At 67.4% G+C, this 24,930-nt stretch carries 29 protein-coding genes; 13 read left to right on the plus strand and 16 right to left on the minus strand.

The genetic code is table 11. From position 1 onward, the window contains the following. Nucleotides 1-12: 12 nt before the first annotated feature. Entirely contained in the window at nt 13-396 is a 384-nt protein-coding gene (locus IRT45_RS02215) for a hotdog domain-containing protein (protein ID WP_194804191.1), read from the minus strand. 148 nt (nt 397-544) lie between these two features. Here IRT45_RS02215 and IRT45_RS02220 point away from each other — a divergent pair, with 148 nt between their 5' ends. Further along, nucleotides 545-994, plus strand: a complete 450-nt coding sequence (locus IRT45_RS02220; RefSeq protein ID WP_194804192.1) for an SRPBCC domain-containing protein — start codon at nt 545-547, stop codon at nt 992-994. 22 nt (nt 995-1,016) lie between these two features. Here the strand turns inward: IRT45_RS02220 and IRT45_RS02225 are convergent, their stop codons facing one another. The 4 genes from IRT45_RS02225 to IRT45_RS02240 form a co-directional block, all read right to left on the minus strand. Continuing rightward, a complete protein-coding gene (locus tag IRT45_RS02225; protein WP_194804193.1) occupies nt 1,017-2,360 on the minus strand; it encodes an aldehyde dehydrogenase in 1,344 nt (447 codons plus the stop codon). An 83-nt stretch (nt 2,361-2,443) separates the two neighbouring features. Next, nucleotides 2,444-3,463, minus strand: a complete 1,020-nt coding sequence (locus tag IRT45_RS02230; RefSeq protein WP_194804194.1) for a DNA topoisomerase IB — start codon at nt 3,461-3,463, stop codon at nt 2,444-2,446. 51 nt (nt 3,464-3,514) lie between these two features. Next, on the minus strand, nt 3,515-4,546 hold the full coding sequence (locus IRT45_RS02235) for a MerR family transcriptional regulator (RefSeq protein ID WP_194804195.1): 1,032 nt from the start codon (nt 4,544-4,546) through the stop codon (nt 3,515-3,517). Beyond that, complete coding sequence (locus tag IRT45_RS02240) at nt 4,540-5,217, minus strand: HEAT repeat domain-containing protein (protein WP_194804196.1); 678 nt, start codon at nt 5,215-5,217, stop codon at nt 4,540-4,542. The genes IRT45_RS02235 and IRT45_RS02240 overlap by 7 nt, the downstream gene beginning before the upstream one ends. An 86-nt stretch (nt 5,218-5,303) precedes the next feature. Between IRT45_RS02240 and IRT45_RS02245 the strand changes: the two genes are divergently transcribed. After that, nucleotides 5,304-5,918: a bifunctional 2-polyprenyl-6-hydroxyphenol methylase/3-demethylubiquinol 3-O-methyltransferase UbiG gene (locus IRT45_RS02245; RefSeq protein WP_194804197.1), complete on the plus strand. Its 615-nt coding sequence runs from the start codon at nt 5,304-5,306 to the stop codon at nt 5,916-5,918. A gap of 71 nt (nt 5,919-5,989) precedes the next feature. Beyond that, nucleotides 5,990-6,451 carry a phage tail protein gene (locus IRT45_RS02250; RefSeq protein ID WP_194804198.1) on the plus strand — a complete coding sequence of 154 codons (462 nt, stop codon included), beginning with the start codon at nt 5,990-5,992 and terminating at the stop codon, nt 6,449-6,451. Between the two features lie 22 nt (nt 6,452-6,473). On the opposite strand, the gene IRT45_RS02255 is transcribed toward IRT45_RS02250, so the two are convergent. The 6 genes from IRT45_RS02255 to IRT45_RS02280 form a co-directional block, all read right to left on the minus strand. Then, entirely contained in the window at nt 6,474-7,517 is a 1,044-nt protein-coding gene (locus IRT45_RS02255) for a fused (3R)-hydroxyacyl-ACP dehydratase subunits HadA/HadB (protein ID WP_194804199.1), read from the minus strand. A 76-nt stretch (nt 7,518-7,593) separates the two neighbouring features. Beyond that, nucleotides 7,594-8,769 carry an RNA polymerase sigma factor gene (locus IRT45_RS02260; RefSeq protein ID WP_194804200.1) on the minus strand — a complete coding sequence of 392 codons (1,176 nt, stop codon included), beginning with the start codon at nt 8,767-8,769 and terminating at the stop codon, nt 7,594-7,596. Next, nucleotides 8,766-9,173: a YciI family protein gene (locus IRT45_RS02265; RefSeq protein ID WP_194804201.1), complete on the minus strand. Its 408-nt coding sequence runs from the start codon at nt 9,171-9,173 to the stop codon at nt 8,766-8,768. Before IRT45_RS02265 ends, IRT45_RS02260 begins: the two co-directional genes overlap by 4 nt. A gap of 42 nt (nt 9,174-9,215) precedes the next feature. After that, nucleotides 9,216-9,713 (minus strand): pyridoxamine 5'-phosphate oxidase family protein, encoded by a 498-nt coding sequence (locus tag IRT45_RS02270; protein WP_194804202.1) that lies wholly within the window; start codon nt 9,711-9,713, stop codon nt 9,216-9,218. Between the two features lie 127 nt (nt 9,714-9,840). After that, entirely contained in the window at nt 9,841-10,146 is a 306-nt protein-coding gene (gene acpM, locus IRT45_RS02275) for a meromycolate extension acyl carrier protein AcpM (protein ID WP_194804203.1), read from the minus strand. A 289-nt stretch (nt 10,147-10,435) separates the two neighbouring features. Then, nucleotides 10,436-10,948, minus strand: a complete 513-nt coding sequence (locus IRT45_RS02280; protein WP_194804204.1) for a nitroreductase/quinone reductase family protein — start codon at nt 10,946-10,948, stop codon at nt 10,436-10,438. Between the two features lie 358 nt (nt 10,949-11,306). On the opposite strand from IRT45_RS02280, the gene IRT45_RS02285 reads away from it, so the two are divergent. Beyond that, the gene (locus IRT45_RS02285; protein WP_228533364.1) at nt 11,307-11,690 is read left to right on the plus strand and encodes a hypothetical protein; all 384 of its coding nucleotides are present in this window, start codon (nt 11,307-11,309) and stop codon (nt 11,688-11,690) included. 195 nt (nt 11,691-11,885) lie between these two features. Here the strand turns inward: IRT45_RS02285 and IRT45_RS37940 are convergent, their stop codons facing one another. Beyond that, nucleotides 11,886-12,215 (minus strand): GNAT family N-acetyltransferase, encoded by a 330-nt coding sequence (locus IRT45_RS37940; RefSeq protein WP_194804402.1) that lies wholly within the window; start codon nt 12,213-12,215, stop codon nt 11,886-11,888. Nucleotides 12,216-12,637: 422 nt separating this feature from the next. On the opposite strand from IRT45_RS37940, the gene IRT45_RS02295 reads away from it, so the two are divergent. The 3 genes from IRT45_RS02295 to IRT45_RS02305 all read left to right on the plus strand — a co-directional run bounded on the left by IRT45_RS02295 (nt 12,638) and on the right by IRT45_RS02305 (nt 15,890). Continuing rightward, nucleotides 12,638-12,988 (plus strand): hypothetical protein, encoded by a 351-nt coding sequence (locus tag IRT45_RS02295; RefSeq protein WP_194804206.1) that lies wholly within the window; start codon nt 12,638-12,640, stop codon nt 12,986-12,988. Next, nucleotides 12,985-14,172: a caspase family protein gene (locus IRT45_RS02300; RefSeq protein WP_194804207.1), complete on the plus strand. Its 1,188-nt coding sequence runs from the start codon at nt 12,985-12,987 to the stop codon at nt 14,170-14,172. Before IRT45_RS02295 ends, IRT45_RS02300 begins: the two co-directional genes overlap by 4 nt. Before the next feature lie 392 nt (nt 14,173-14,564). Further along, on the plus strand, nt 14,565-15,890 hold the full coding sequence (locus IRT45_RS02305) for an FAD-binding protein (protein ID WP_375540050.1): 1,326 nt from the start codon (nt 14,565-14,567) through the stop codon (nt 15,888-15,890). A gap of 133 nt (nt 15,891-16,023) precedes the next feature. Here IRT45_RS02305 and IRT45_RS02310 read toward each other — a convergent pair whose 3' ends face one another. After that, nucleotides 16,024-17,208 carry a macrolide family glycosyltransferase gene (locus tag IRT45_RS02310; RefSeq protein ID WP_228533366.1) on the minus strand — a complete coding sequence of 395 codons (1,185 nt, stop codon included), beginning with the start codon at nt 17,206-17,208 and terminating at the stop codon, nt 16,024-16,026. Nucleotides 17,209-17,740: 532 nt separating this feature from the next. On the opposite strand from IRT45_RS02310, the gene dinB reads away from it, so the two are divergent. Then, nucleotides 17,741-18,964: a DNA polymerase IV gene (dinB, locus tag IRT45_RS02315; protein ID WP_194804209.1), complete on the plus strand. Its 1,224-nt coding sequence runs from the start codon at nt 17,741-17,743 to the stop codon at nt 18,962-18,964. 18 nt (nt 18,965-18,982) lie between these two features. Here dinB and IRT45_RS02320 read toward each other — a convergent pair whose 3' ends face one another. Then, a complete protein-coding gene (locus IRT45_RS02320) occupies nt 18,983-19,402 on the minus strand; it encodes an NUDIX domain-containing protein (RefSeq protein WP_194804210.1) in 420 nt (139 codons plus the stop codon). Nucleotides 19,403-19,507: 105 nt separating this feature from the next. Here IRT45_RS02320 and IRT45_RS02325 point away from each other — a divergent pair, with 105 nt between their 5' ends. Further along, nucleotides 19,508-20,467: a patatin family protein gene (locus tag IRT45_RS02325; protein ID WP_194804211.1), complete on the plus strand. Its 960-nt coding sequence runs from the start codon at nt 19,508-19,510 to the stop codon at nt 20,465-20,467. Nucleotides 20,468-20,536: 69 nt separating this feature from the next. Here the strand turns inward: IRT45_RS02325 and IRT45_RS02330 are convergent, their stop codons facing one another. Next, entirely contained in the window at nt 20,537-21,640 is a 1,104-nt protein-coding gene (locus IRT45_RS02330; RefSeq protein ID WP_194804212.1) for a winged helix DNA-binding domain-containing protein, read from the minus strand. Between the two features lie 143 nt (nt 21,641-21,783). Here IRT45_RS02330 and IRT45_RS02335 point away from each other — a divergent pair, with 143 nt between their 5' ends. The 4 genes from IRT45_RS02335 to IRT45_RS02350 all read left to right on the plus strand — a co-directional run bounded on the left by IRT45_RS02335 (nt 21,784) and on the right by IRT45_RS02350 (nt 24,048). Beyond that, nucleotides 21,784-22,494, plus strand: a complete 711-nt coding sequence (locus IRT45_RS02335; RefSeq protein WP_194804213.1) for a YoaK family protein — start codon at nt 21,784-21,786, stop codon at nt 22,492-22,494. 251 nt (nt 22,495-22,745) lie between these two features. Beyond that, a complete protein-coding gene (locus IRT45_RS02340; protein ID WP_194804404.1) occupies nt 22,746-23,171 on the plus strand; it encodes a DUF6325 family protein in 426 nt (141 codons plus the stop codon). 14 nt (nt 23,172-23,185) lie between these two features. Next, complete coding sequence (locus IRT45_RS02345; RefSeq protein WP_194804214.1) at nt 23,186-23,473, plus strand: SHOCT domain-containing protein; 288 nt, start codon at nt 23,186-23,188, stop codon at nt 23,471-23,473. A 38-nt stretch (nt 23,474-23,511) separates the two neighbouring features. Then, complete coding sequence (locus IRT45_RS02350) at nt 23,512-24,048, plus strand: OmpA family protein (RefSeq protein WP_194804215.1); 537 nt, start codon at nt 23,512-23,514, stop codon at nt 24,046-24,048. 46 nt (nt 24,049-24,094) lie between these two features. On the opposite strand, the gene IRT45_RS02355 is transcribed toward IRT45_RS02350, so the two are convergent. Further along, on the minus strand, nt 24,095-24,916 hold the full coding sequence (locus IRT45_RS02355) for a hypothetical protein (protein WP_194804216.1): 822 nt from the start codon (nt 24,914-24,916) through the stop codon (nt 24,095-24,097). Between the last annotated feature and the right edge of the window lie 14 nt (nt 24,917-24,930).

Genomic DNA, 24,930 nt, shown 5'->3' on the forward strand with positions numbered 1-24,930 from the left:
CCGCGCGACGAGTCAGCGTTCGCCGGCGCGGGCGAGAAACGACGCGCGGTCGACGATCGTGCGCCGGATGGTGCCGTCGGCCACGAGCAGATCGCCGTCGTGCACGACGACACGGAACGCCAGCCGCGGCCCGTCGACCTCGGCCAGCCGCGCCGCGACGGTCAGCACCGTTCCCGGCGGGCTCGGCCGCCGGTGCCGCACCGACACCTCGATCCCCACCGATGTCTGCCCCGACGACAGCTTGCCCCGCAATGCCAGCACGGTCGCTTCTTCGGCCAGCGCCACCACCCGCGGCGTGGCGAGCACCTCCACGTCACCGCTGCCCACGGCGACCGCGGTATCGGCGGCGCCGACCTCGACACTGAATTCCGCCGACAGACCCGGCTGTACCTTCACGGTCGTTACGGTAACGCCGCGCGCATCACCGCGACGTGAAAGCGGACGCCCGGCCCCCGCCCGAACGCTGGAAGGCCCGTTCCGCCTCCGCCGCCCGCCGACGTGGAATGCTCGTCGGCATGGATGTGCTCGGGCCGGGGGTGTGCCGGTGACCTACGAATCGGAATTGGATCCGGCCGCGGTCGAGATCGGCGGATTCTTCCCGCATCCGCCGTCGCTGCTGTGGCGGGCGCTGACCGAACCGGATCTTGTCGAACGCTGGCTGATGCGGTCGATCGGGCTCGAACCCGTGGTGGGCACGCATTTCATCTTCGCCGTCCCGACCGAGCCGAGCGCGGAGATCGCGTGTGAGGTGCTGGCGGCCCGCGCGGGTGAACAACTGACGTATACCTGGATCGACCTGCGGGCGAAGTTCCCGGCCCGGTGGGTGGTCGACTGGGTGCTCGAGGCGCAGGGACGCGGGACGCGAGTGTTGTTGACCCAGACCGGTTTCGACATCGGTGATCGGCGGCAGAAGATGGCCCGCAATGCGATGGAGCGGGGATGGCGGGGCACCTTGAACCGCTTGCGCGAGGTGCTCGACGAGGTCGAATCCTGACCCGCGCGGGCGCGGGGAACGATCAGCGGCGCGGCGGCGCGGGCTCCATGTGCACCACCTTGGTGGTGGTCATCTCGTCGAGAAGTTCGGGGCCGTAACCGAATCCGGTGCCGGATGTACCGCGCGGCTGGGCCGCACCGCCGGGTGCGCCACCGAAGACCGAGTTGATCTTCACCGTGCCCACCGGAAGGGTGCGCCACGCCTGCTGCATATGGGTCATCGAGCCGGTGAGCACCGTCGCCGCCAAGCCGTAGTCGTCGCGGCACGCGGCATCGAGTCCCGTCGCGAAATCCGAGACCACCTGAACGGGTGCGATCGGCCCGAAGGTTTCCTCGCGGACCACCCGCATCCCCGGCCGGCAGTCGGTGAGTACCGTGGCCGGGTACATCGTGCCGGGGCCCTCCGGAATTTGCCCGCCCACCAGCGCTTTCGCGCCGGCCGAAATCGCCTCCCGCACCTGGGCGTGCACCTGCGTGCGCAGCCGCTCGTCGACCAGCGGTTGCGGATCGCGATTCCACCGCTGCGCCTGTTCGCACAGTGCGGACACGAACGCGTCCGTGACGTCGCGGTGGACGTAGATCCGTTCCACGGATACGCAGATCTGCCCGGCGTTGGCGAAGGCGCCCAGCGCGGCCTGCTCGGCGGCCCATACCGGGTCCACGTCGGCGTCGATGATCAGCGGATCGTTCCCGCCGTTCTCCAACAGCACCTTGGCGCCGGTGCGCGCGCCGGCCGCGGCGATGGTGCGCCCGGTGGCGGTACCGCCGACGTGCGCCACCACATCCACGCCGGGCAGTCCGGCCAGTGCCGCACCCACTCGGCCGTCGCCGCGCACGGTCTGCAGCACACCGTCGGGGCAGTGTTGTTCGAGGAGCCGCCCGAACAGCGCACCGGTGCGCGGGCACCGCTCACTGGGCTTGTGCACCACCGCGTTTCCGGTGGCCAGTGCGGCGCCGACCAGTCCCGCCGCGATGGCGACCGGATCGTTCCACGGCGTCAGGGCGACGACAACGCCGCGCGGCTGGGCGATCATGAAATCCGTTGCGTCCCAGCTGCCCTGCAGGGTGTGACCGCGATGGACCGGCCCCAGCTCGGCGTACTGGTCGAGAGTGCCGGCGCCGGCCAGCACCCCTTCTCGCCCCGAGTTCGCGGGGCGGCCGGTCTCCGCTTCGAGCGTGGCGGCGAGTTCGTCCGCGTGCTCGCGCAATGCGGCCGCCCCGGCACGCAGCGCCTCGGCTCGGCTCGCCGCGGGCGTGCGCGCCCAGCTCGACTGCGCGGCGTGCGCGGCGCCCACGATCGTCATGAGGTCCAGGTTTCCCGTCACCGAGTCGGCCTCGATGCGGGTCGCGTTGTCGATCTCGGTCATGGGCTCCGAGTACCCCGGCGTTCTCGGGCAAACTTGTCCGGACGACATTGTTCTCGGTCCGGCATCGCGGTGCGGCGCGCGGATCACTTCCCGTTCGCGGCCGAGCGCAGCAGGCGCAGCACCGCCCGCTCGACGATGGCCCGGCGCTCGTCCTCGCTGGACGTGCGCCGAGCCCGCTGCGCGGCCGCCGCGATGGTCCGTCCCCGCTCCCACGCCTCGATCACGCGGGGGTCGACATAGGAGTCGCGGGCCACGGTCGGGGTGTTGCCCAGTGCCTCGGCCACCTCGGTCATCACCTGCCGCACGGCGCTGTTGCGACGCCGCTGCGAGTTCGGGCAGTCGGTGGCCGCCAACCCCGCGGCGGCCAGCACCGTCGCCTGCCAGGTACGAAAGTCCTTCGCGCTGTACTCGTCTCCGACCAGCGCTTTGAACCGGGCGTTGATATCGCCGGAATGCAGTTCGCTCGCGTGCCGGTGTTCGCGGTAGACCAGCAGCCGCCCGCTGGGGCTGCGATTGCGCCGCAACGACCGCACGGCCCGCGCGAGGTCCGGTTCGACGATGCGCACCTGCCGGCGGATTCCGCCCTTGGCCACGTAGTCGAACCGCATCTCCTCCCCCGAGACCCGGACCTGTTCGCGCAGCAGGGTGGCGACACCGCGGGTGCCGTTCTCCTCCGCGTATTCTTCGCCGCCGATGCGGAAGACACCGCGGTCGAGCAGTCCGATCGCCACCGCCTCCACGCGCCGCCGGTCCAACGCCGAACGCCGCAGGTCGGCGCTCACCTGCTCGCGCAGGCTCGGCAGTTGCGCCGCCACCTCGAGCATGCGGTCGAACTTCTCTTCGTCGCGTTCTCGCCGCCACTGTTCGTGATACAGATACTGCCGCCGCCCCGCCGCATCCACACCGACCGCTTGGATGTGCCCCTGGGCATCCGGGCAGATCCACACCTTCCGCCAGGCGGGCGGGATCACCAGTGCGTCGATGCGTTGTGTCACTTCGGGATCCGTGACCGCGACGCCGTTCTCGTCGGTATAGGAAAAGCCTCTGCCCCGTCGCACCCGGCGTATTCCGGCGCCGTAGGGCGTGCTGCGCCGCAACCGCATCACGTCACTCCTCTCGCCCCGCGCATCGGGTGATACCCGCGCGGGGCGCGTTCATGCGGGTTCGGTGGACCCGGGAGCCGCCGGTGGCCCGTGTTCGAGCGTGCGGACGAGCGCCGCGGCCAGCAGCGCGAGGGCCCGATCGTCGTCGTATACCAAGGGCCGCAACGTATTCAGCGCGAGGGAGCCGGGCAGCTCCGCCAGCGCTTGGGTCAACCGGAGCCGCACCGGTGAACCCGGTGGGTGGGCGGCCAGCTCGCCCGCCAGTGCGCCCAGGATGCGATCCGACCACTGCGTGTCCCGGGCCAGCGATCCCAGCAGTTCGGCCGCCTCGACATCGTTCGGGCCCTCGATCACGGTGGCGACGAGTTCCGGCACCGCGCGGGTCTCCCCGCGGGCGCCGAGGGCGAGCGCGGAGATCCTGCGGACGGTCGCGTCCGCGTCGGCGAGTGCGTCCAGCAGCACCGCGGTCGACTCCTCCCCGGCTATCTCGGCGAGTGCCGACGCCGCCCGCCGCCGCACCTCGACATCCGCGGAGTCCAGTCCGGAGACCACGTTCAGCACTCCGTCCGCACCGGTACGGGCCAGAGCCCAGCGCAGCGCCCCCGCCACATACGGATCGGATTCGGCGAGCACCGCCTCGGCGAGCAGTTCGACCGGCATCTCCTCCGCCGGAGCGAGGACGGCCTGCTGCCGCCGGGCGGCATCGGATGAACCGAGTCCGCGCAAAAGTTCGATGATACGCAGCGCGTCCTGCCAGCCGGAGGGTTCGGCCGCCTCGACCGCACGCAGCCGTTCGAGCAACTCGCGGTCTCGGCTCAGCCGTTCCTCGGTCGCTCGCACGAGGTCGCCCACCAGCGCGGACGGCGTGAAGCCGGGATCGTCGAGGGCGCGCCCGATCTGGGTCAGCGACAGGCCCAGCGATCGCAGACCCTCGACGTGGAAGATCCGCCGGATGTCCTGGACGGAATACTCCCGATAGCCGCCGTTGGTGCGGCCGGTCGGCCGCACCAACCCCAGGGAGTCGTAGTGCCGGAGCATCCGGGCGCTCACCCCCGAGTAGCGGGCCACCTCGCCGATCAGCACGCGGTCGACTCCTCTCGGTCCGGTCCGAGGGCGCGAACCCGCCTGGCCTCGCCGATCGCGAGGTCGAAACCGGCGTCCGGATCGCGCAGCAGCACGTCGGTGGCGCGCGCATGGGCGCGCACCACCGGGTCCGGGTTGGTCATGGCCGTCTCCAGGACCGGCTCGATGAGCTCACCCAGGGCGACCAGAGCGCGGCTCAAACTCAGCCGCACCTCGCGGTCGCCGCGCCCGAATTGGGTAGCCAGCGCCTCGGCGAGGGCTTCCTTCTCGCCGTCGGGCACCAGGACGACGGCGGCACGCCACGCGCTGCGCGCGACGTCGTCGTCGGCGTGGTGCAGCAACGACCGGGTGATCGCGGGCCACGCGCTGCGGTCCCCGATCTTGGACAGGGTGTGCAGCGCCTGGCTGCGCGCCTGGGGACGGTCCGAACCCAGTTGCGCACGCAGTTTCGGCACCGTGACCTGCGCCGGGAGCCGGGTGAGCGCCCAGGTCAGCATGTCGCGCACGAAGAAGTCGGGCTCGATCCCGCACCGCTCGATCAGCGCATCGGTGAAGTCGGGCTCGGGACGGGTGCCGAGCGCCAACGCCGCCTCGAGCCGTGTCGACGAGTCGTTCGCCGCCAGCGCGTCGAGTAGTCGCATGTCCTGTGGGTTCCTGTGTGTCGAGTTCATCGGGACCACCTCCGGCAGTCAGTGAAGACCTTGTCACGATGGCAAGGTCAAATACACGCACCGGACCGAGAGAAGAGGAACAGACCATGAGCGGACGCACGCCCAGCCAGTGGGAAGAGATCACCGCCGCCGATCCCGCGCATTCGACGTGGTACGTCGAGCGCTTCCGGACGATGGCGGCCGAAGGCGCGGACATCGTCGGTGAAGCGCGCCTGATCGATGCGATGGTCGGGCGCGGTAGCCGAATCCTGGACGCCGGATGTGGTCCGGGGCGGCTGGGCGGCTACCTGTACCGGGCCGGTCATGTCGTCGTCGGCGTCGACGTCGATCCGGTGTTGATCGCTGCGGCGGAACAGGACCATCCCGGCCCGACCTGGCTGGTCGGCGACCTGGCCGAACTGGATCTGCCGAGCCGCGGGATCGCCGGCGACTTCGATGTGATCGTGTGCGCGGGCAACGTGATGACATTCCTGGCACCCTCCACCCGCGGCGCGGTGCTGTCCGGTTTCGCCCGCCACCTGGCTCCGGCCGGCCGGGTGGTGGTCGGGTTCGGCGCCGACCGGGGTTACGAATTCCCGCAGTTCCTGGCCGACGCCGAACAGGCCGGACTCACGGTGGATCTGCGGCTTTCGACGTGGGACCTGCGCCCGTACACCGACGAGTCGGACTTTCTGGTGGCGGTGTTCTCGCGCGCGGAGTGAGGCCGAGCCTGCCCGATTCGCGACACACGACGTTGTACAGTTCGACCGACCCACTCGCAGAGGAGTTCGCCATGACCTACGCCGTGGACTTCACTACGGTATCGACCCAAGGCCTCGAATCGTCGCCCGTCGCGCAGGCTTTGGCCGGTCTGCGGGCCAACGAGGCCCGGTACTTCAAGAACAAGTACGACCACGTCTTCACCGTGGAGCCCGCGAAGGAGGCCCAGTCGACGGTCGACTGGGTCGGCCGGATCCTCGAAAACGAGCGCGACATCGTCATCTCCTCCCGCCCGCTCGAGGCCACGGCCTTCGAAACGGACGGGATTCGCTTCGCCTACGTCTTCTACGAGAGCGGCCTGTCGATCAACGTGATGTACTCGATCGACGATTCCGGTAAGCGTGCCGTGGGTTTCAAGCTGTCCGACGGGATGGACATCCCGACCGAACTGTCGTCGTTCAAGTTCGCGCGGCAGAAGTCGAAGCTGGCGGGCACGATTCGCGGCTCCTACTTCGTCATCAAGAACCAGTACTGATCGCCCGGCGGTCGTGGCGAGGTCAGGCCAGGCGAACATCGGCCGTGGCGAGGCCGAAAACCTTGCGACCGGCCGACTTCGCGACGATGACGACGACGGCGGTCCTGGTCTCGGGTTCGACCGACTTGATGCGCCCGCTGAACTCCACTGTTCCCGCGGATGCGGCCTCGATGACGGTGTAGTTCGACAGCCGCACGCTGTATCTGGTCATCGCGCCCGGGTCCCCGAGCCATCCGGTGACGAAGCCGGCTCCCAAGCCCATCGTGAGCATGCCGTGGGCGATCACGTCGGGAAGTCCGGCGAGCGCGGCGATCTCGGCGTGCCAATGGATGGGATTCACGTCCCCGGAAACCCCGGCATAGTTGACCAGATCGCCGCGGGTGAGGTTCACCGACCGTGCGGGAAGTTCGTCACCGACGGTGATGTCGTCGAATCGGAGCGCCGTCCGCGGGGTGCGTGTGCGTGAGATCGGCGAAAGAGGCACAGTGGTGCCGGGTTTCGCATCTGCAGGCGACTGGATGCTCGCCTCGGCGGCAGATGCCGTGGTTCGAGGAGTGGTGTCGAGGCCGCTCATGACGACTCGCTCGATCGTGTCGCTGATCTCGGCGTCGACGTCTGCGCCGGTGAGACCGAGGACGGTCGTGTGCATGATCTGCACGACGTCACCGCTCCGGTCGGTGAACGTGTTGGTGATGGTGAGCAGGTCCCTGCCGCCGATACGACGCACCGACGACAGCTCCACATCGCTGATCAACCGGTCGCCGGTGAGCACCGGCTTGTACATCTCGAAGACCTGATCGGTCTGCACGACGACGGCGTAGCCGGTCATGACGGTTTCCATCAGTCTGCGATTGGCCAGCATCGCGACGGTGGAGATGAAGGTGGTCGGTGCGACCAGGCCGGCGTACCCGAGCTCACCGGCGGCATCCTCACTCCAGTGCACCGGGTGGAAGTCCTGTACCGCTCGCGCGTACTCGCGGATCTTCTCCCGCCCCACCTCGTAGAAGTCCTCCGTGCGATAACGATGCCCCACCAGCCCGGTCACATCGAACGTCGCCTCCACCAAGACCTCTCCTCTGTCCGATTCACAAGTGCGACTTCACCTTCTCATACGACACCCGTTTCGGCGCCGATCGAAAACCTCACTCGGTGCATGTCGTCGGCTGCTCGGTGCGGCGGCGCAGCGACTCCCGCACCCGTGCGGCCTCGCGGGTGAGGTGGTCGCGCTCCGGCACGCTGGTGGCGGTGCGGGATGCCGCGGCGTAGCGGTCGGCGGCCTGTTCGAGGTCGCCGGCGCGTTCGAGGAGGTAGGCGTGGACCGCGGCGAACCGGGGCAGATCGGGGTCCACCGTGGTCAATTCCGCCAGGCCGGCCCGAGGGCCGTCGGCTTCGCCGACCGCGACCGCGCGATTGAGTCGAACCACCGGGCTGCCCGTGAGATGCAGCAGTTCGTCGTACCACTCCACGATCTGTACCCAATCCGTCTCGGCGGCGGTCGGGGCGTCGGCGTGCAGGGCGGCGATCGCCGCTTGCGCCTGGTATTCGCCCAGTCGGTCACGAGCCAATGCCGCTTGCAGAATCGTGACTCCCTCGGAGATGAGCGTTGTGTCCCAACGAGTTCGGTCCTGTTCGGCCAGTGGCACCAGGCGCCCGTCCGGGCCGGTGCGGGAACTGCGGCGGGCATGGTGCAGCAGCATGAGGGCGAGCAGTCCCGCGACCTCCGGCTCGTCGGTCGCCGCGGCCAGCTGGCGGGTGAGGCGGATCGCCTCGGCCGCCAGATCGACATCGCCGCTGTAGCCCTCGTTGAACACGAGATAGAGAACCCGCAGCACCGTCGCCGGATCGCCCGGCCGATCCAGCGGCAGTCCGGCGAGACGCCGCTTGGCACGGCTGATCCGTTGCGCCATGGTCGCTTCCGGGACGAGGTAGGCCGTCGCGATCTGCCTCGTCGTCAGGCCGCCGACCGCGCGCAGCGTCAACGCGACGGCAGAACCGGGTGACAGCGACGGATGCGCACACAGGAAATAGAGCCACAGCGAGTCGTCGACGCGTGGTACCGGTCCTGTCGGCCGCTCGTGCTCGACCGCGAGTTCTCGTTCCCGCCTCGATGTTTCGACTCGTGTGGCATCGAGGAACTTTCGCCACGCGGCCGCGACGAGCCAGCCTTTCGGATCGCGCGGTGGGTCGTCCGGCCAGGTTTGCAGGGCGCGGATCACAGCCTCCTGCACCGCATCCTCGGCCGACGCGAAGTCCGCGCCGCGCCGGACGAGGACACCGATCACCGCCGGCACCAACTCCCGCAGCAGCGATTCGTTCACTCGGTCACCGTGGGCATCGCGGTGAGTAGCGGGCGCAGTTCGAGCCACTCCCGGATCGGTTTCCCGCCCGCACCGGGCGCCTCGGACAGCTCGCCGGCCAGTTCGATCGCCCGCTCGTAGGTCTCGACATCGATCAGCATCCAGCCGGCGATCAGGTCCTTGGTCTCCGCGAACGGACCGTCGGTGATCGGCGGGCGGCCCTCCCCGTCGGACCGGACGAACGTGCCCTGCGGTGAGAGCGCCCGATGGTCGACGTACTCGCCGCTGGTCTGCAGCCGCGCGGCGAAGTCCTCCATGTACTGCACATGGGCGGTGATCTCCTCCGGTGTCCACTGATCCATGGGCACGTCGTTGACCGCCGCGGGCGCACCCCGATAGTGCTTGAGCAACAGGTATTTCGGCATCATCGTCTCCTCGATATCGGCGGCACGGAACCGGCGTGGTGATCAGGCCCGCTGACGTTCGGCCCGCTGCCGGACCAGCTCCTCGACCGCGGTGGGCAGGGTGGTGTCGAAGTCGATGAGCTTCGCCCAGGTCGGGGTGATGACGATCCGGACCATGCCGTCGTAGAGCGAGCGGACTTCCGCCTCCCACTCCACGCGCTGTTCGGGCGTCATCTCGTAGCTGCCGTTCATCTGCAGGTATTCCTCCGGGATGCCGTCGACGACGTCCAGCTCGGCACGCCCGCGCAGGAGCAGGATCTTCGGCGGATGGACCTCGGTGTCGATCGTCAGCGCGACCTGAGGATTGTGCCGCAGGGCGTGCAGTTTCGGGGCATTCTTCGTGGTGCAGAGCACGATCTGCGAGCCGTTCCAGGTGAACGCGATCGGGATGTTGCGCGGCGTGCCGTCCTTGGCGACGTAGGCCAGGCGCAGCAGGTCACGGGCCAGCAACTCCCGACTGATCGGGCGGTTGAGGATTTCGGTGATCGTGTGCTGTTGCATTGCTGTCGCTCCTGTGTCGATGTCCGCGAGCGTGCCGTTCTCGGTTGCTCGTACTCCTGGGACGGAGCCGGTTCGCCGTTCTCGACATCGGCGGAGATCTTTTTCCGAAACTTTCCGCCGCAGCTGCTCAATCCGCCGGGCCTTCCTTGAATTTTGCTTCCATTTCTGCCGTGAGCTGCGGCTGCTCGGCCTCCATCTTCTGGACGTAGGCGACCGCATCACCGACGGTGCGCAGGCTCGCCAGGTCTTCGTCGGGGATTTTCACCTCGTACTTGTCCTCCGGCTGGACCGCGATCTCGACCAGCGACAGCGAGTCGATCTCCAGATCGTCGACGAACGATTTCCCGAGGGTCACCTCCGCGGGGTCGATACCGGTCACCTCCTCGATGATCTCCGCGATGCCGGCGACGATCTCTTCCTGCGTAGTAGCCACGAGTCACCCTTCTGATGCGGTCATGTCTCCGCGTCGACCCGAGGCCCTGTGCCGCCGGAGCCGAGCGGCAGTGCCAGTACGCCGACCGCGCCACCGAACGACTACTCGTGACACGGCGGCTCCGCACTCTGGGGCTCGGCCTCGAATCGATAACCGCTGTCTTGCGCGAGGAACGGTCGCTGACGGAAGCCGTCGCCGCCGAAAGCGCGCAGTGGTGTCTCGAGTCGAGATCTCAGGATCTGGCCCGATCACGTGGTTGATGCCACGGCTGCGAGGTTCCCGGGAACGCTCAGCTCTCGTCGTCGAGGGTCAGCACGACCAGGGGAATCGGCCGGTCGACCTTGGACTGGAAATCCGCCAGCAGCGGGTTGTTCGCCAGCACCCAGGCCGCGAACTCGGCGTACTCCTCGGCTTCGAGCACCTTGCCGGTCGCCTGGTGGGTCTTGTCCCGGAACTCGATGGTGACCTGCGGGTTTGCCTTGATGTTGTACCACCAGGCCGGGTACTTGTCCTCGATGAACGAACTCACGTACATGATGTCTTCCCGGTACAGGGGCCCCAGCGGAGTCGTATGCCGCTTGCCGCTCCTGGCTCCGGTGGTGGTGAGCAGGATGAGGTCCCCGCCCGCGTAAGCGCCGCCCACCTTGCCCGAGTTCTCCCGGAACTCCTTGATCACATCGTCATTCCAGTTGGCGATGCCGCCCTGTTGGTCCCACGCCTGGTTCCACGGCGCGTTCGGATCGTTGTAGTCGGTGATGTCGGCCTGGTCCCGCTGTCCCGCAGTCGATTCGATATCGCTCATGATTCGAGTATGTCGGCGAAGTAGGACAATCTCCGTCCCAGTTCAGGGAGAAATCTCGAGGCAGTCAGCAAGCAGCCGCCTTCCTGGCGCGATGCACCCGGGACGTGAACGGGGGGGCCGGGAACATTGACCAGAAAAGTCACGCTAAGGAGTTACCGCAGATAGCCGCGCACTATGTGCGGTAACTTCCGAGTCGTCCTGGCGCGATACACTGTTCGAGCGGGGGCGACTCGGGAAACTATCTGCGGTAGTGCGTGGATCCACGCCGCCACCTCCGGCTCAGATCAGCGAAGGGCCGTCCACCGCGGCCGGGCGCGTGGGGCGGCGACAGACCCGACGTTCGGGCATGCTCGCCGATGTGACCGAAGTCGAACCGGGGCGCCTGCGCGGCGTCCTCATTATCGAAAGTCTCCGCTCCGACGCGGAATTGACCGACCTCGCCATCACGGTGAGCACCATCTCCCGCATCCGGCCCGAGAATCGGGGCGCGGATCAACCCGCCAGGTGGACACTGCTTCACTTCGAAGCGGCCGACACGACCGCCGACAGGCTCGCTACGGCCCTCGCCGACACCCTGGAAGCTGGGCCCTGGTACGTCGACTTCCACACCACGACAACGACCTACGTGGTCTTCTCGGACCGGATCTTCACCTACAGGCGGGATGAGCCGAACGGCCGCGACAACGCCATCGCACATGCTCGAGCAGTCGGCGTTCCCGAAACCCAGCTCGACTGGGCCTGACCCTGAACGACTCCCATTGCAGGCCCCAGCGGATTTACGACACGATTGATCGACACGCTCACGCCTCGGTGACCTGGGCTTGTGACTCCCAGCAGCAAGTGGCGGTGTTCTCGCGGTGTTGTGTGGCGGTCCGGTAAGCACGGTCGAATGGCTGGGTACGGTCGGGGAGCCCTTCGTTCGCTGTGTCTCGTCTGTCTATGGGACGGGATCGGTCGGCAGTAGGCTGAAAAGCAGCGAGTCGCGGCGCTGTCCTTTGAACGGGATGTGTGACCGTAGCAGCGCTTCGTGTGTGAATCCGCAGCGTTCCGCGACCCTTCGAGATGCGAGGTTGTCGGGGGCGCAGGTCAGTTCCAGTCGCGCGATGGCGAGGTCGTCGAAGGCCCATCGGGTCAGCAGCCGCAAGCTTCGTGTGGCGATGCCGCGGCCGCGGGCGCGGCCGGCCAGCCAGTATCCGACCGCCGCCCGACCCTCGGCGATGCACTGACTGACCGTTTGAGCGCGCCACCGTTCGCGACACCCCGCCAGCTATCCGCTGATCGTCCCGATACCCACTGAGCGCGGCCAGACCGTCACGACGACACCGGCGAGCTCGCACAACTCCCGCGTGCGGGCAACCTGCGAGTGCAGGCCGTGAACACTGGCCAGATTCCCTCGTAGCACAGCTCGACGGCCACGGTGCGCGGTAGCACGTCACACAGCTTGTCCCGCAACGAGTCCCCGCTCTGGCCGGGAGCATCGAGCCCCCAATGTCAGATGCTGACTCGCGTGCGGGACCGGCGCCAGGATCCGACGCCAGTCCGGGCACCACAGGCCCAGCCATTGGGATCCGCTCCCGCCATCTCCTTCACTAGGGATACCGAACAGCCAGTTACCGACCTTCGACGCATACGCTACCCCCCGGCGCGCCACTAGGGCAGTATGTGACTGTGTCAGAGGGGAATCCGGAGTTGACGATCCAGGCCGAGGGCGGCCCGGATGAGTTGTTCGCGCTGTCAGACTGGTTCGGTCGCGACGATGCTCTACGCGGTCGGGTACGCCAGGTGCAGGTGCCCGGTCCTGAAGGGCATATGTCTGGGGTGCTGCTCACGGCGCTGGCGGTGGCGGTCGGTGCAGGTGGAGTTGGTCCTGCGCTGGCGAAGTCGCTGACCGCTTGGCTGACTCACCGTCGCTCGGATGTGAAGCTCACCCTTACTCGTAGCGACGGCACCCAGCTCAAGATCGACGCCTATCGGGTTGATTCCCCGCAGGTACTACGCGAGCTGCGGGATCTGCTCGGCGGCACAGATACTGAGCAATGACCGGCCCTATCGCCGAGAAGGATTCCCGGGCAGTGTTGATCGGCGCAAGCCGCTATGACCGTCTAGCCCCGATCCCCGCCACTCTTGCGAATGTCGCAGACCTCGCTGACATCTTCACTGCGCCTGATGGTGCGTTCATCGCAGAACATTGCGTGACGGTGACCGATGCCGGCCGTGACGATATCGGCGTTGCTGTCGCTCAGGCTGCGCGTGAGGCCACCGGGGTGCTGTTGGTGTACTACGCTGGCCACGGACTGCTCGACCGTCGCGGCCGTCTGCATCTCAGCGTCCCTGCCAGCGACCCCGACGCGGTCCGTTGGACCACAGTGCCTTTCGAGACTTTGAGGGAAGAGATTCTCGAAAGCCAGGCACGGGCACGAGTCCTGATCCTGGACTGCTGCTTCGCTGGCCGTGCGTTCGAAGCGATGGCAGATCTGCCTGGGCTGGTCGCTGGTCAGACCGATGTCCGTGGCACGTACACGATTACCTCGAGTTCGGCGAACGAACCGTCTTTCGCCCCGGTAGGGCACCGCCACACCGCGTTCACCGCTGCCCTGCTGGCCGCAGTTGCCGCGATACCCGGCGGCACGCTTGACGAGCTGTATCACCGCACCGACCTGGCGCTGTTGCGCGATGGGAATCCTCGCCCTCAACGACGCAACATCGACATCGCTGGGGAACTACGTCTGTTCGGACAGCCGAAACGAGAACGCACCCATCACCTTGCCGACCATGACCTCGACGCGGTGAACAGTCCGGAGACCGTGCCGGATCACCATGGTGACGTGGCAGAGGATCCCTCCGCTGTAGCGCACGCGCCGACGCCTCCGCCACAGAAGGTATCGGCACGCCGAAACACTGACACCACACTAGAAACGCGCGAGACCGGCGCCGGTGAGAGCGCGAAGACCTATCTTCAGTCGTGGGTTGATAACCAGATGAAGGACTTCGGCGGTCTGCGGGCATGCAGCGTGCAGGCCCTCATCGGTGCTGTCGTCGCGGCGATCTCGCTCTGGCTGGCGGTGCCGGCTTACGAGGCGCACGGTGAACGCATCGACAACGCGCTCATCGGTGTAGGTCTAGGCCTCGGCAGTATGGGGATGGCTTGGGCGGCGGTCTGCCTTCTCTTTCTTGCCGCAAATCTCGTCGTAGTACTCATCGAGTGGTGTAGACGTCGCCTTTGACGCACCGTCACCTGGCTGCAGCAACGCACCGGCTTCCTCGCTCATCGCATCATACGGAACTCTTACTCACCGTATTGCCCGATTCCGCCCGCTTATCGGAGGCCAGGCCCCTGGGGGCACGTCTGACCGCCGAACCACGTGTCCTGGCGCGATCGATCTGATTCGGGATCAATTGATCTGATGCCGGTGGACTTTTACCTGATGCCGGCTCAATAGATGTGAGGTCGGCGCCTTGTACCGGCTTGATGACCTCGACGGGCGGGAGTCCTGGACGTCACGACCGTGATGGATGCAGCCGCTACGGTGGCGGAGTGCATTTCACGAATGGGGGATCGGTGATCGATCAACGTCCACTGACCGGCTGGAGCCGTACCGCACCGACTGTCGCGCAAGTGCTGCGCAGTCCCGACATCGAAACTGTGGCGAAGGCCGTGCGCGAGGCAGGGCCGCGCGGTGTCATTGCGCGCGGGCTGGGACGCAGCTACGGCGATCCGGCCCAGAACGGTGGCGGCCTCGTCGTCGATATGACCGTGTTCGATCGAATCCACGCGATCGACCCGGACAGTGGTGTCGTCGACGTCGACGCCGGTGTCAGCCTCGACACGTTGATGCGGATAGTGCTGCCGCAGGGCCTGTGGGTTCCGGTGCTTCCAGGAACTCGGCAGGTCACCGTGGGCGGCGCGATCGCTTCGGATATCCACGGCAAAAACCACCATTCCCAGGGCAGTTTCGGCAACCATGTGGTGTCGATGGATCTGCTGACGGCGGATGGCACAGTGCGGACGATCGGCCCGGACGGTGCCCACGCGGAGCTGTTCTGGGCGACGATCGGCGGTATGGGGTTGACCGGGATCGTGGTGCGGGCCCGGATCAGGATGAAGCACACCGAGACCGCGTACTTCATCGTCGATTGCGACCGCACCCGCAACCTCGACGAGACGATGGAGTTGCTGACCGGCGGATCCGATGAAGGCTACGAGTACTCGGTCGCTGTGCCGGACACGATCAGCACCGGCGCGAAGCTGGGGCGTGCGGGGTTCAGCCGCGGAGACCTGGCCAAACTCGATCAGCTCCCAGCGAAGCTGCGCCGGAATCCGCTGCATTTCGCTGCGCCGCAACTGCTTACCGTGCCGGATGTCTTCCCGAGCGGGATGGTGAACAACCTGACCAATCGGATCGCTGGCGAGGTGACCTACCGTGTCTTTGGCAAGCAGGGGCGCGGCATGATCCAGAACATCACGCAGTTCCTGCATCCGCTGGATGTGCTCGGAGAGTGGAATCGTGCCTACGGTCGCCGCGGCTTTCTGCAGTATCAGTTTTCGATGCCTTATGGCGCTGAGGACCAGCTGGCCGATGCGGTGCGGGCCATCGCACACTCGGGACACCGGTCGTTCCTGAACGTGTTCAAACGCATGGGCCCGAGCAGCCGGGCGCCGCTGTCGTGGCCGCATCCGGGATACATGCTCAGCCTGGACTTCCCGCTCAATCCGGGGGTGAACGAGTTCTGCGCTGATCTCGATCAGCGGGTTCTGGGCGCTGGTGGCCGCCTCTACTTTGCGAAAGAGTCGCGCACCACTGCGGAAATGATTCGAGCGATGTATCCGCGGCTCGAGGAGTGGCGCAAGATCCGTGACGCGGCGGACCCCGAGCGCGTGTTCGTCTCGGACCTCGCTCGTCGGCTTCAGCTGGTGGACGACGAGATGGCCCCCGCGCGCTGACCAGCGGCCCGCACCCTTCGAAAGAAGCATGGTCTCCCGAATCTGATGCGGGCCCATGCGATGTTGCCGATGGGGTCCATATCGTCGTAGCTACAGAGATTGCCAGGCTGTGGCCTGTTCGATCGCGGCAAGCTCAGGCCAGCATGTTCTCGATGAGGTCGGCAGCGCGCGGAGTACCGCCCTCGGCTTGCGCGTCGGCGCGCAGTAGCGCCGAGTGGCGGGCAACCTCCGCGTCGGTGACCAGTTCGTGCAGGGCCGCCCGCAGGGTCGCAGCGGTGGCTTGCGGGGTGTCGATGCGGCGGGCAACGCCCAGTTCCACGAGCCGGTCGGCGTTCATGAACTGCTCGGCGGCCTGCGGCACGGCGATCATCGGGACGCCTGCCAGCAGGCCCTCACCGCAGCCGCCCATGCCGGCGTGGGTGAGGAAGGCGTCCGCGTGTTCGAGGATCGCCCGCTGCGGAACCCAGGAATGCACCTCGACGTTCGGTGGGATGTCGCCCAGTTCCCGCGGGTCGGTGTACTTCCCGATCTGCAGGACGACGTGCCAGCCCGGCAGGTCGCCGTAGGCCGCCAGGCACTGGCGGTAGAACTCCGGTTGCCGGGTATACGCCGAGCCCAGGGAGATCAGCAGCACGTTCTCCGCATCCGCCGGACGGGTCCAGCCGTCTCCGCCTCGACGTGCGTCGAAGCACGGCCCGACGAACGTCACCGTGTCGATGTCGACCCGGTCGGCGTGCGGCTGCATCGCCCGGGTGATCAGCGCGAGGACTCGTGGCGGCCGACCGGAGAAGGTGTCCACGTCGGTGGTGACCGCCCCGCAGTCAGCGAGCCACTGCGCGAACTTCGTGCGGTGGGCGCCAGCGCCCGGCAGTTGCCACAGCTGTGCCGCGACGTCCTGGTTGTAGCCGTCCCACGCTACGAACGTCGGAGACAGCTGCATGATTGGCCGGTTCTGCGATTCGGCGAGGGCGCGCCCAGCGTAGGCACCGATGTCGTACAGGTACAGGTCCGCCGGGTCGTGGTCGTATGCGGCACGCAACTGGGGAAGTGCCTGGATGGCATCGTCGAGGAACAAGTCCATCGCGGCGATCGGGTCGTCGGGCCAGTCGTTGTCGGCGACCGGCAGTCCGGACGTGCAGGGAACGAGTTCGGCGCCGGTGGGCGCGATGAGGTCGGCTGCCACTGGGTCGTTGGCGTAGGTCACACGGTGGCCGCGAGCCACCAACTCGCGGATGATCTCGAGGCTCGGCAAGACATGGCTGACGGCGGGAATGCCGACCATCGCGATGTGGGTGCGGTGAGGGGATACAGAAGACATGGAAGATCACTCATTTCAGGTCTACGGCGAACAGGACACAAAAGCCCGCGCGCCGGCCTCTTCGAGAAAGGCTCGTAGGGTGCGCACACGGACGTGTGAGGGGGAAGCCGGGGCGCTGCCCCGCCCCTGTCAGCCGTAGATCTGATGGAAGTACATTTCCGCGACTCTAGCCATGATCGAGCTTCCAGACACCGCAATTACCGTCGATACCACCCCCACGACAGGCCGATACGACACCCGCGCGTGCTCGGTAGTGCCGCTCCAGCTCGGGGCGCACAGGAGCCTCGAGGTACGTCGCCTGTACTTCCGGACCTCCGGATAGTCCATGATCATCACGACTGTCGAAGGCTCCGCCCGCGCCAAAGCCCTGGTCAAGGCGCTCCCAGGCTCGCGAATGACATAGCGCCGGTTCTCGTTCCGATGTTCCTCGGCCACCTTATCGTGACCTTTTTTCGTCACTGGACCCCATGGGCCTGAACCGAGCGACCCTGCCAGAAAGTTCGACGTGACAGAATGGTCTATTATCGAACATATGTTCGCATCGGATGAGGGGTCGACAGAGGGAAGGTCGGGGCGGGCGGCGATTCTGCATGCGGATCTGGATTCGTTCTATGCGTCGGTGGAGCAGCGGGACGCGCCGGAGTTGCGGGGTAGACCGGTGATCGTCGGGGGTGGGGTGGTGCTGGCGGCGAGTTATGAGGCGAAGGCGTACGGGGTGCGGACGCCGATGAACGCGCGGCAAGCGTTGCGGTTGTGTCCGCACGCGGTCGTGGTGCCGCCGCGGATGTCGGCCTATGCGCAGGCGAGCCGGGACGTGTTCGCGATCTTCCGCGACACCACTCCGGAAGTGGAAGGTATTTCCATCGACGAGGCCTTTCTCGACGTCGGTGGGCTGCACCGCATTTCCGGCGCGCCGATCGACATCGCGGCCGGATTGCGGGCACGGGTGCGCGCCGAGGTCGGACTGCCGATCTCGGTCGGCGTGGCGCGGAGCAAATTTCTCGCCAAGGTGGCCAGTGCGGTCTGCAAACCCGACGGCCTGCTGCTGGTGCAACCCGACGCCGAACTCGAATTCCTGCATCCACTGCCGGTCGAACGGCTCTGGGGCGTGGGTGAGGTGACGGCGCGGACATTGCGCGAACACGGCATCACCCGGATCGGGCAATTGGCCGACACCGATCCGATGGAGTTGTGCGGTCTGCTCGGTCGCGCCGCCGGACGGCATCTGCACGCCCTGGCCTGGGCGCGTGATCCGCGCCGGGTCGACACCGGCCGGCGACGCCGCTCGATCGGTGCGCAACGCGCGTTGGGCAATCGGCCCCGCACCGATGCCGAGATCGAGGCCTACCTGCACGGCCTGGCGGATCGGCTCGGGCACCGCTTGCGGGCCGCATCACGGATCTGCCGAACGGTGGTGCTGCGCTTGCGCTTCGCCGATTTCGGGCGCGCGACCCGATCGCACACTCTGCCGACCGCCACCGACGACGGTGCGACGATCCTGCACGCCGCCCGCACCCTGCTCGCGGCCGCCCGCCCACTGATCGAGGAACGCGGCATCACCCTCATCGGCCTCGCCCTGACGAATCTGCAGAACACGGACCCCAGACAGCTGATGCTGCCGTTGGACGCCGGCCGGGACACCACGCTGGACGCGGCGCTGGATGCGGTGCGCGACCGCTTCGGTGCCGGAACCGTCACCCGGGCCGCACTGCTCGGACGCGGTGAAGGGTTGTCGGTGCCGCTACTGCCCGACTGATTCGCCCGAGCCCGGAAGTCATTGCGCCGGTAGCAGTCCCCGCGCCACCAGATCATCGAAGAGCACCTGGTCGACAGGCGGCACCGCGGCCCGGTCGGCATAGCTGAACCAGGCGATTTCGGCGATTTCGCTGCTGGGTTCGATCGTTCCGGCGTAGTCGGCGGTGTAACAGCTCATACGCACCGAAATCTCGGCGGCGCCGGGCAATTCGGCCTCGTAGGTGCCGACGTGCGCGATCGATTCCGGAATCAGCACCACGGTGAGCTCCTCGGAGATCTCCCGAATCAGCGTCTGCCGATCGGTCTCCTCGCCCTCGCGCTTGCCGCCGGGAATATAGAACTCGTCCTTGCCGTCCGGGCGGGCGCACAGGATCCGTCCGTCCTCGATCAGCACCCAGGCCACGGTGTCGATGAGGCGCCGCGACGATTCGATCCGCATCCGCGCAGCCTACCCGGGCGCTTCCCGACCGCCCGAGCCTCGGGCGAGGCGTCCGGCGAGGCGTGATAGACAGAGCCGAACGCAGTGATCGGAAGGTGTGGTGCGATGCCGGACAGTACGCGGCCGACGAGCCCGGTGGAGCTGATCGCGCAACGCTTCCACCGCGGCGGCGCTGCCGGTGAGCATGGTGACGGTTTCCGGCTGGCGCTGGTCATCGAGGGTGGCTCGGCACGCGGGGTCTACTCGCACGGCATGGTGACCGGCCTGGAAGAACTCGGGGTGCTGCGCTGTTTCGACGCCGTCTACGGCGCGTCGGCCGGGGCGCTGAACGGGGCGTGGCTGTTGTGCGGGCGCGCGGCGCGGGCCCGGCGGGCCTGGCATTCGGATGTGGTGCGGCGGGTGATCTCACCGGCCCGGGCGCTGCGCGGCGGTCTGGTCGTGGACACCCGGTATCTGGTGCACACCGTCTACGAGCGCATCGTGCCGATGGATTTCGCCGCGATCCTCGGCAATTCGGTCACCTTCCACCCGATCGGCACCGATATCGCCGACGGCAGCGCTGTCGATCTGCGCCCGCACATCAGCGATATCCCGTCTCTGCAGCGTGCGCTGCGCGCCAGCACCTGCATGCCGGTTCTGGCGGGGCGTCCGGTGACGGTGGGCGGCGGGCGCTACGTCGACGCCGGCTTGTCCGAATCGGTGCCGGTCACCACCGCCCGCGCCCAGGGCGCCACCCACATCGTGGTGCTGCGCACCCGGCGGGTCGACGAAAAGCCCAGCGTCCCCTCGGATTTCGAACGGCGTGTGGTCGCACGGGTGCTCGGCGCCTCGGGCCCGACGGTGGCAGAGAGCTGGTCCGCTCGTGCGGCGCAGTTCGCCGCCGACGAACACCATATGGTGAGCGACCCGTCGATTCTCCAGATCCGCCCACCGCTGGGCGCACCCACGATCGGCCGGGTCGCGCGGGATTCCGCGGTGCTGTTGCGCGCCCTGGATCTGGGCCGCGCCGCCAGCCTGGCGGCGCTCGGCGAGGCTGTTCGATCAGCGGGAGACGTCGCAATCTGAATCGGTTGTGGTGCAAAGAAATTCGATTGGGCCCCTATGTATCGGCCTCGGTGACAACTATCGGTGGTCTCAACCGAGGTTCAGGTGGTCCCGGCCGGTGGCGCGGGCGAGGTGGACGGCTTCGGGTCGGAGCAGCTCCGGGTCGACATGCTCGTCGTCGAACATACTGACCATGAGGGTGTCGTCGACGGTTTCCCACGTCCCGGCGATCCGGCCGCCGACGAGGACCAGGGGCGAGATCCAACCGGCGGTCCGGCTGACCTTGGTGCGGTGAGCCGGGGGCAGCAGGACCGGATCGGTGGTGCCGGGGCCGAGAACGTATTGATCGAAGGGACCGAGCAGGCGGACGGTGTCGGTGGGATCGGTGGTCGCCAGTTCGTCGGCGTCCTCGGTGCGGATCCAGGTCCGCCGGCCCTCGACGTCGACTTCGGTGAGTTCGGCACCCAGTTCGGAGAACCATTGGCGGACAGTGGTCTTGCGCAACACTCCGCGCAGGAGCCAGGCATTGAACGCCTCCGGCGTGCCCGGGCCGTAGACGCCGAGATAGGCGCGGATCAGCTGTGCGGCCGCCACATCGGTCGGCGGCAGGCCGGTCCACCCGGTCACCGCACGCGCGGGAGCGGTGAACGTCACCGACGATCCGCGGGCGGGCCCGTGGCACAGCACTCCCTGCCAGGCCAGCGGTTTCAACAGCGCGCCCCAGCCGGAGCGCAACTGCTCGCCCATGGTCGCGAAGCGGCGGTCGCGCAGTAGTTCATCCACCAGTTCCGACCGGCTCAGCACGGCACCGCCGTCGAGCAGTTCGGCCACCGCGTCGGTCAGCGCCTTCACTTCGCCGGGATCGGCGCCGAAATTGCGTTGCCACGCCGGCTTCTCCCACGTCCGCGCCGAGGCGATCAGGGCCAGTGCGGCGGCCGCGGTATCGGGCGTCATCGCATGCAAGGTTCCGCGCATCGCCCACGTCTTCATGAGTTCACCGGCGTCGAGCGCGCGGACCAGCTCACCCGGCGCTCCCCCGTGCCGTACCGCCACCGCGGTCTCCGCCGCGGATGTCACCTGTGCCTGTACTCCGGCCAGTCGCCGCGCCACCGCCACCGCGCTGCCGCCGTCACGCGCGTCGACGAAACCCCTGCGCAGGCGCCACGCGAATACCTGACCCCACGTGACCTCCACCGCACCTCCCGTATCCGGACACCCGCCGCTCCGGGCGCTCACCTTACGGCTCGTCCCCGACAACTCCCGTAGCCAGCGGTGACCGTTCGCACACCACAAGGCCAATACATGCGTATTTATGCATGTATTGCTAGGCTGTTGCGGTGACTCCGAAATCCGAAGACTCCCTCGAGCCGTTCTGGACGCTGGAGGCCCGGCTGGCCTCGGCCCTGCTGATCCTGGCCGGATTCGTGGGCGCCGCCGCCTACACCCACTCCGAGGGCTACTTCGTCACCTTCATGACCGGCAATACCGAGCGCGCCGTCATCGGCGGATTCCTCGGCGACTACACCCTGGCGGCCGGCGCCTTCGCCCTGATCGTGTTCTTTCTCGCCGGCGTCCTGGTGGCCTCGCTCTGTCGCCGCCACTGGTGGCGCAATCACCCGCACGGCGCGACCATGCTCGCCACCGCCGCTCTGACCGTGGCGGCCGTTTTCGACACGATTCTCTACCGGCACGACGCCGATCTGGGCCTGGTGCCGATCCTGCTCGTCTCGTTCGCGATGGGTTCGCTCAACACCTCCTTCGTCAAGAAGGGTGAGGTATCCATCCCGGTCACCTATGTCACCGGAACCCTGGTGAAATTCGCCCAGGGCGTGGAGCGGCACATGGCCGGTGGCACCCATCGCGAATGGCTGGGCTACGCGGTGCAATGGCTGTCGTTCGCCGCCGGCGCCCTGATCGGCGGTCTGGTCTCGCTGGTCGTGGACGGCGCGGACATGCTCTACACCGCCGTCATCGCCTCCGCCATCGTGGCCACCTACACCTGGCGCGCCGACCTCAGTTGGGCGCAGCACCACCCTTCCTCGGAGTAGCGGGCGGGATTTCGCCGAGCGTCCGGTGTCCGATGCGGAAATCCGGATCGGCGCGGCATTCACTCCGATACGGCGGCCGCGATATCTGCGGGACCGGCGGCACCGAATCATAAGGTGTCAGGTCGTCTCGTCGGCCGCGTTCGCGCTGTCGCCGACCCGCCCGGGCCTGGGTTGCAGTGGATGGTCGTGTCAGAGCGTCAGGCGTCGGAGAAAAGGGGTGTCCGGTGAACAGTGCTGCCGATATCGACGAGATGGGGCCGATCGACTATCTCGTCATCGAATTTCCCGCCGACCGCCAACCGGACGGCTCCGCCTTGCCGATGCTGCGGGATCTGGTGGACCGCGGCGTCATCCGGGTCCTGGATCTGGCCTTCGTGCACAAGGATGTGGACGGATCACTGACCGGGATCGACATCGCCGATGTCGGGTTGACCGGCGACCTGGATGTGACCCTGTTCGCCGAGGCGGCGACCGGGCTGCTCGACGAGGGGGATCTGCGCGAGGCCGGGGGCGCCTTGGAGCCCGGCCATTCCGCCGCCGTCCTTCTCTACGAGAACACGTGGGCGGCACCGCTCGCGGTCGCCTTGCGGCGCAACGGCGCCGAACTCGTCGCATCCGGTCGCATTCCGGTTCAAGCCATCCTCTCGACCCTCGACAGCCTCGAGGCCGATACCTGAAAAGGAGCAGCAGCATGCCCGGGTTACTACGTGGCGTCGCCCGTACCGCGGTGGTCGCCGGAACGGCCACGGCCGTATCCAATCGCGTCTCACGACGCCAAGGCCAGCGCTGGGCGGCGCAGGAGGAATATCAGTACCAGCAACAGCCGCCCCAATACGAGCAGCAACCGCCGCCGCCCGCCCCGGCCGGTGGGGGAACCGACCGCATCGCGGCGCTGAAACAGTTGGGCGAGTTGAAGGCTCAGGGGGTGCTCACGGAGCAGGAGTTCGAATCGGAGAAGGCGCGCATTCTCGCGTCGTGACCACCGGGCGCATCCGCACGAAGATCAGGAGAAGCAGCATGAAACTCGTCAAGGCGGTAGCGGTGCTGGCAACGGGTGCGGCAGCGCTGATTCCGATCGCCGCATGTTCCTCGGACAACAACAGTGGCCCGGTCGCGGTCACGACGACCACGGCGCACGGTGGCGAGCACACCGATATGCGCAGCAGTCTCGCCACCACGGCCTCGTCGGTGGTGGGTTCGGCCCTCAACTCCGCGCAGCAGGCCGTGCAGAATGCGATCAACAGTGTGCTGTCGGCGGCGCCGATCACCTTCGACAAGAACAGCTCCGACCTGAGCCCGACCGATGTCGCCACGATCAAGGCGGTGGCGCTCCCGCTCAAGGGCAACGACACCGCGATCAAGATCGAAACCTACGCCGTCGACTCGAACTCCGGCGCGGCCGACTCGCTCGCCGAGGCGCGGGGCAACAACGTCGCCACGGCCCTGCAGGACGAGGGGATCGACAAGGCGCGCATCACCGTCCACGCGGAGGGCAATCCGAGCGAGTCCAACGTGCAGATCGATCAGGCGACGATCTCGGTCACCATGAAATAGCGCGGTGTCGCCATGAAACAGCGCGGTGGCGGGAGGGGATTACCCGTCACCGTTCGGCGTCCGGCTCGGCGCCCTCCGCCTCGGTGGGCATCGGGCCGGGAACCAGCACCTTGGCGATCGTCGCCGCCCCGACCACGACGACCGACAGCACGAAAAGCCAACTGATCGCGGTGAACACCGGACCGAGCAGGCCGAACTTCGCCTGCGCGGAGGCGGTGATCTTCGGCAGCACCAGGCGTCCTCCGGCCCGGACCGAGGTCAATCCGACGGCCGTCAGCGCCCCGGTCACCCACAGTGCCCGCCCGCGCAGCTTCCCCATCGTGAGCAGATAGGCGCAGAGGGTCCAGACGATCATCCACACCAGCAACTCGCCGGCCAGGGTGAGCGGCAGTCCGAAATAGCGGAGGCCGGCCAGTTCGCGCACGGCCCCGATCGTCGCGGCCGAGAATGCGACGACGAGCAGAACCACCGGCCAGCGCCATGCGTCGCGCAGGCCGATCGCCGGCACATCCCAGAGCTTTCCGTAGATCCGCGCGAGTGTTTTGGCGAACGACGCGCCACTGATCACGACCATCAGCAGCCCGACCACCCCGAACGCCGCGAAGGTCGGATCGGTCGACGCGACGGCTCCGAAGGCGGATCGGAACGTCGTCCGGTCCAGCCCGAGCTGGTCGTCGATAGCGTGGGTCGCGAGATCCAAATGGGAGAACACGGACCCCGCGATGATCACGGGCAGCACGCACGTGAAGATCTTGGCCGCCAGCGTCATCGATCGGTCCACGATTTCGATATCGGCGAATTCCTCGACCACCTGCCGGAGCGGCCCGGATCCGGCATCCCGGCGCGCCGCGGCCCACGTGGCGCTCATATTCATCGACCACA

It is taken from the genome of Nocardia sp. BSTN01 (genome assembly GCF_015354405.1).
Classification (GTDB): domain Bacteria; phylum Actinomycetota; class Actinomycetes; order Mycobacteriales; family Mycobacteriaceae; genus Nocardia.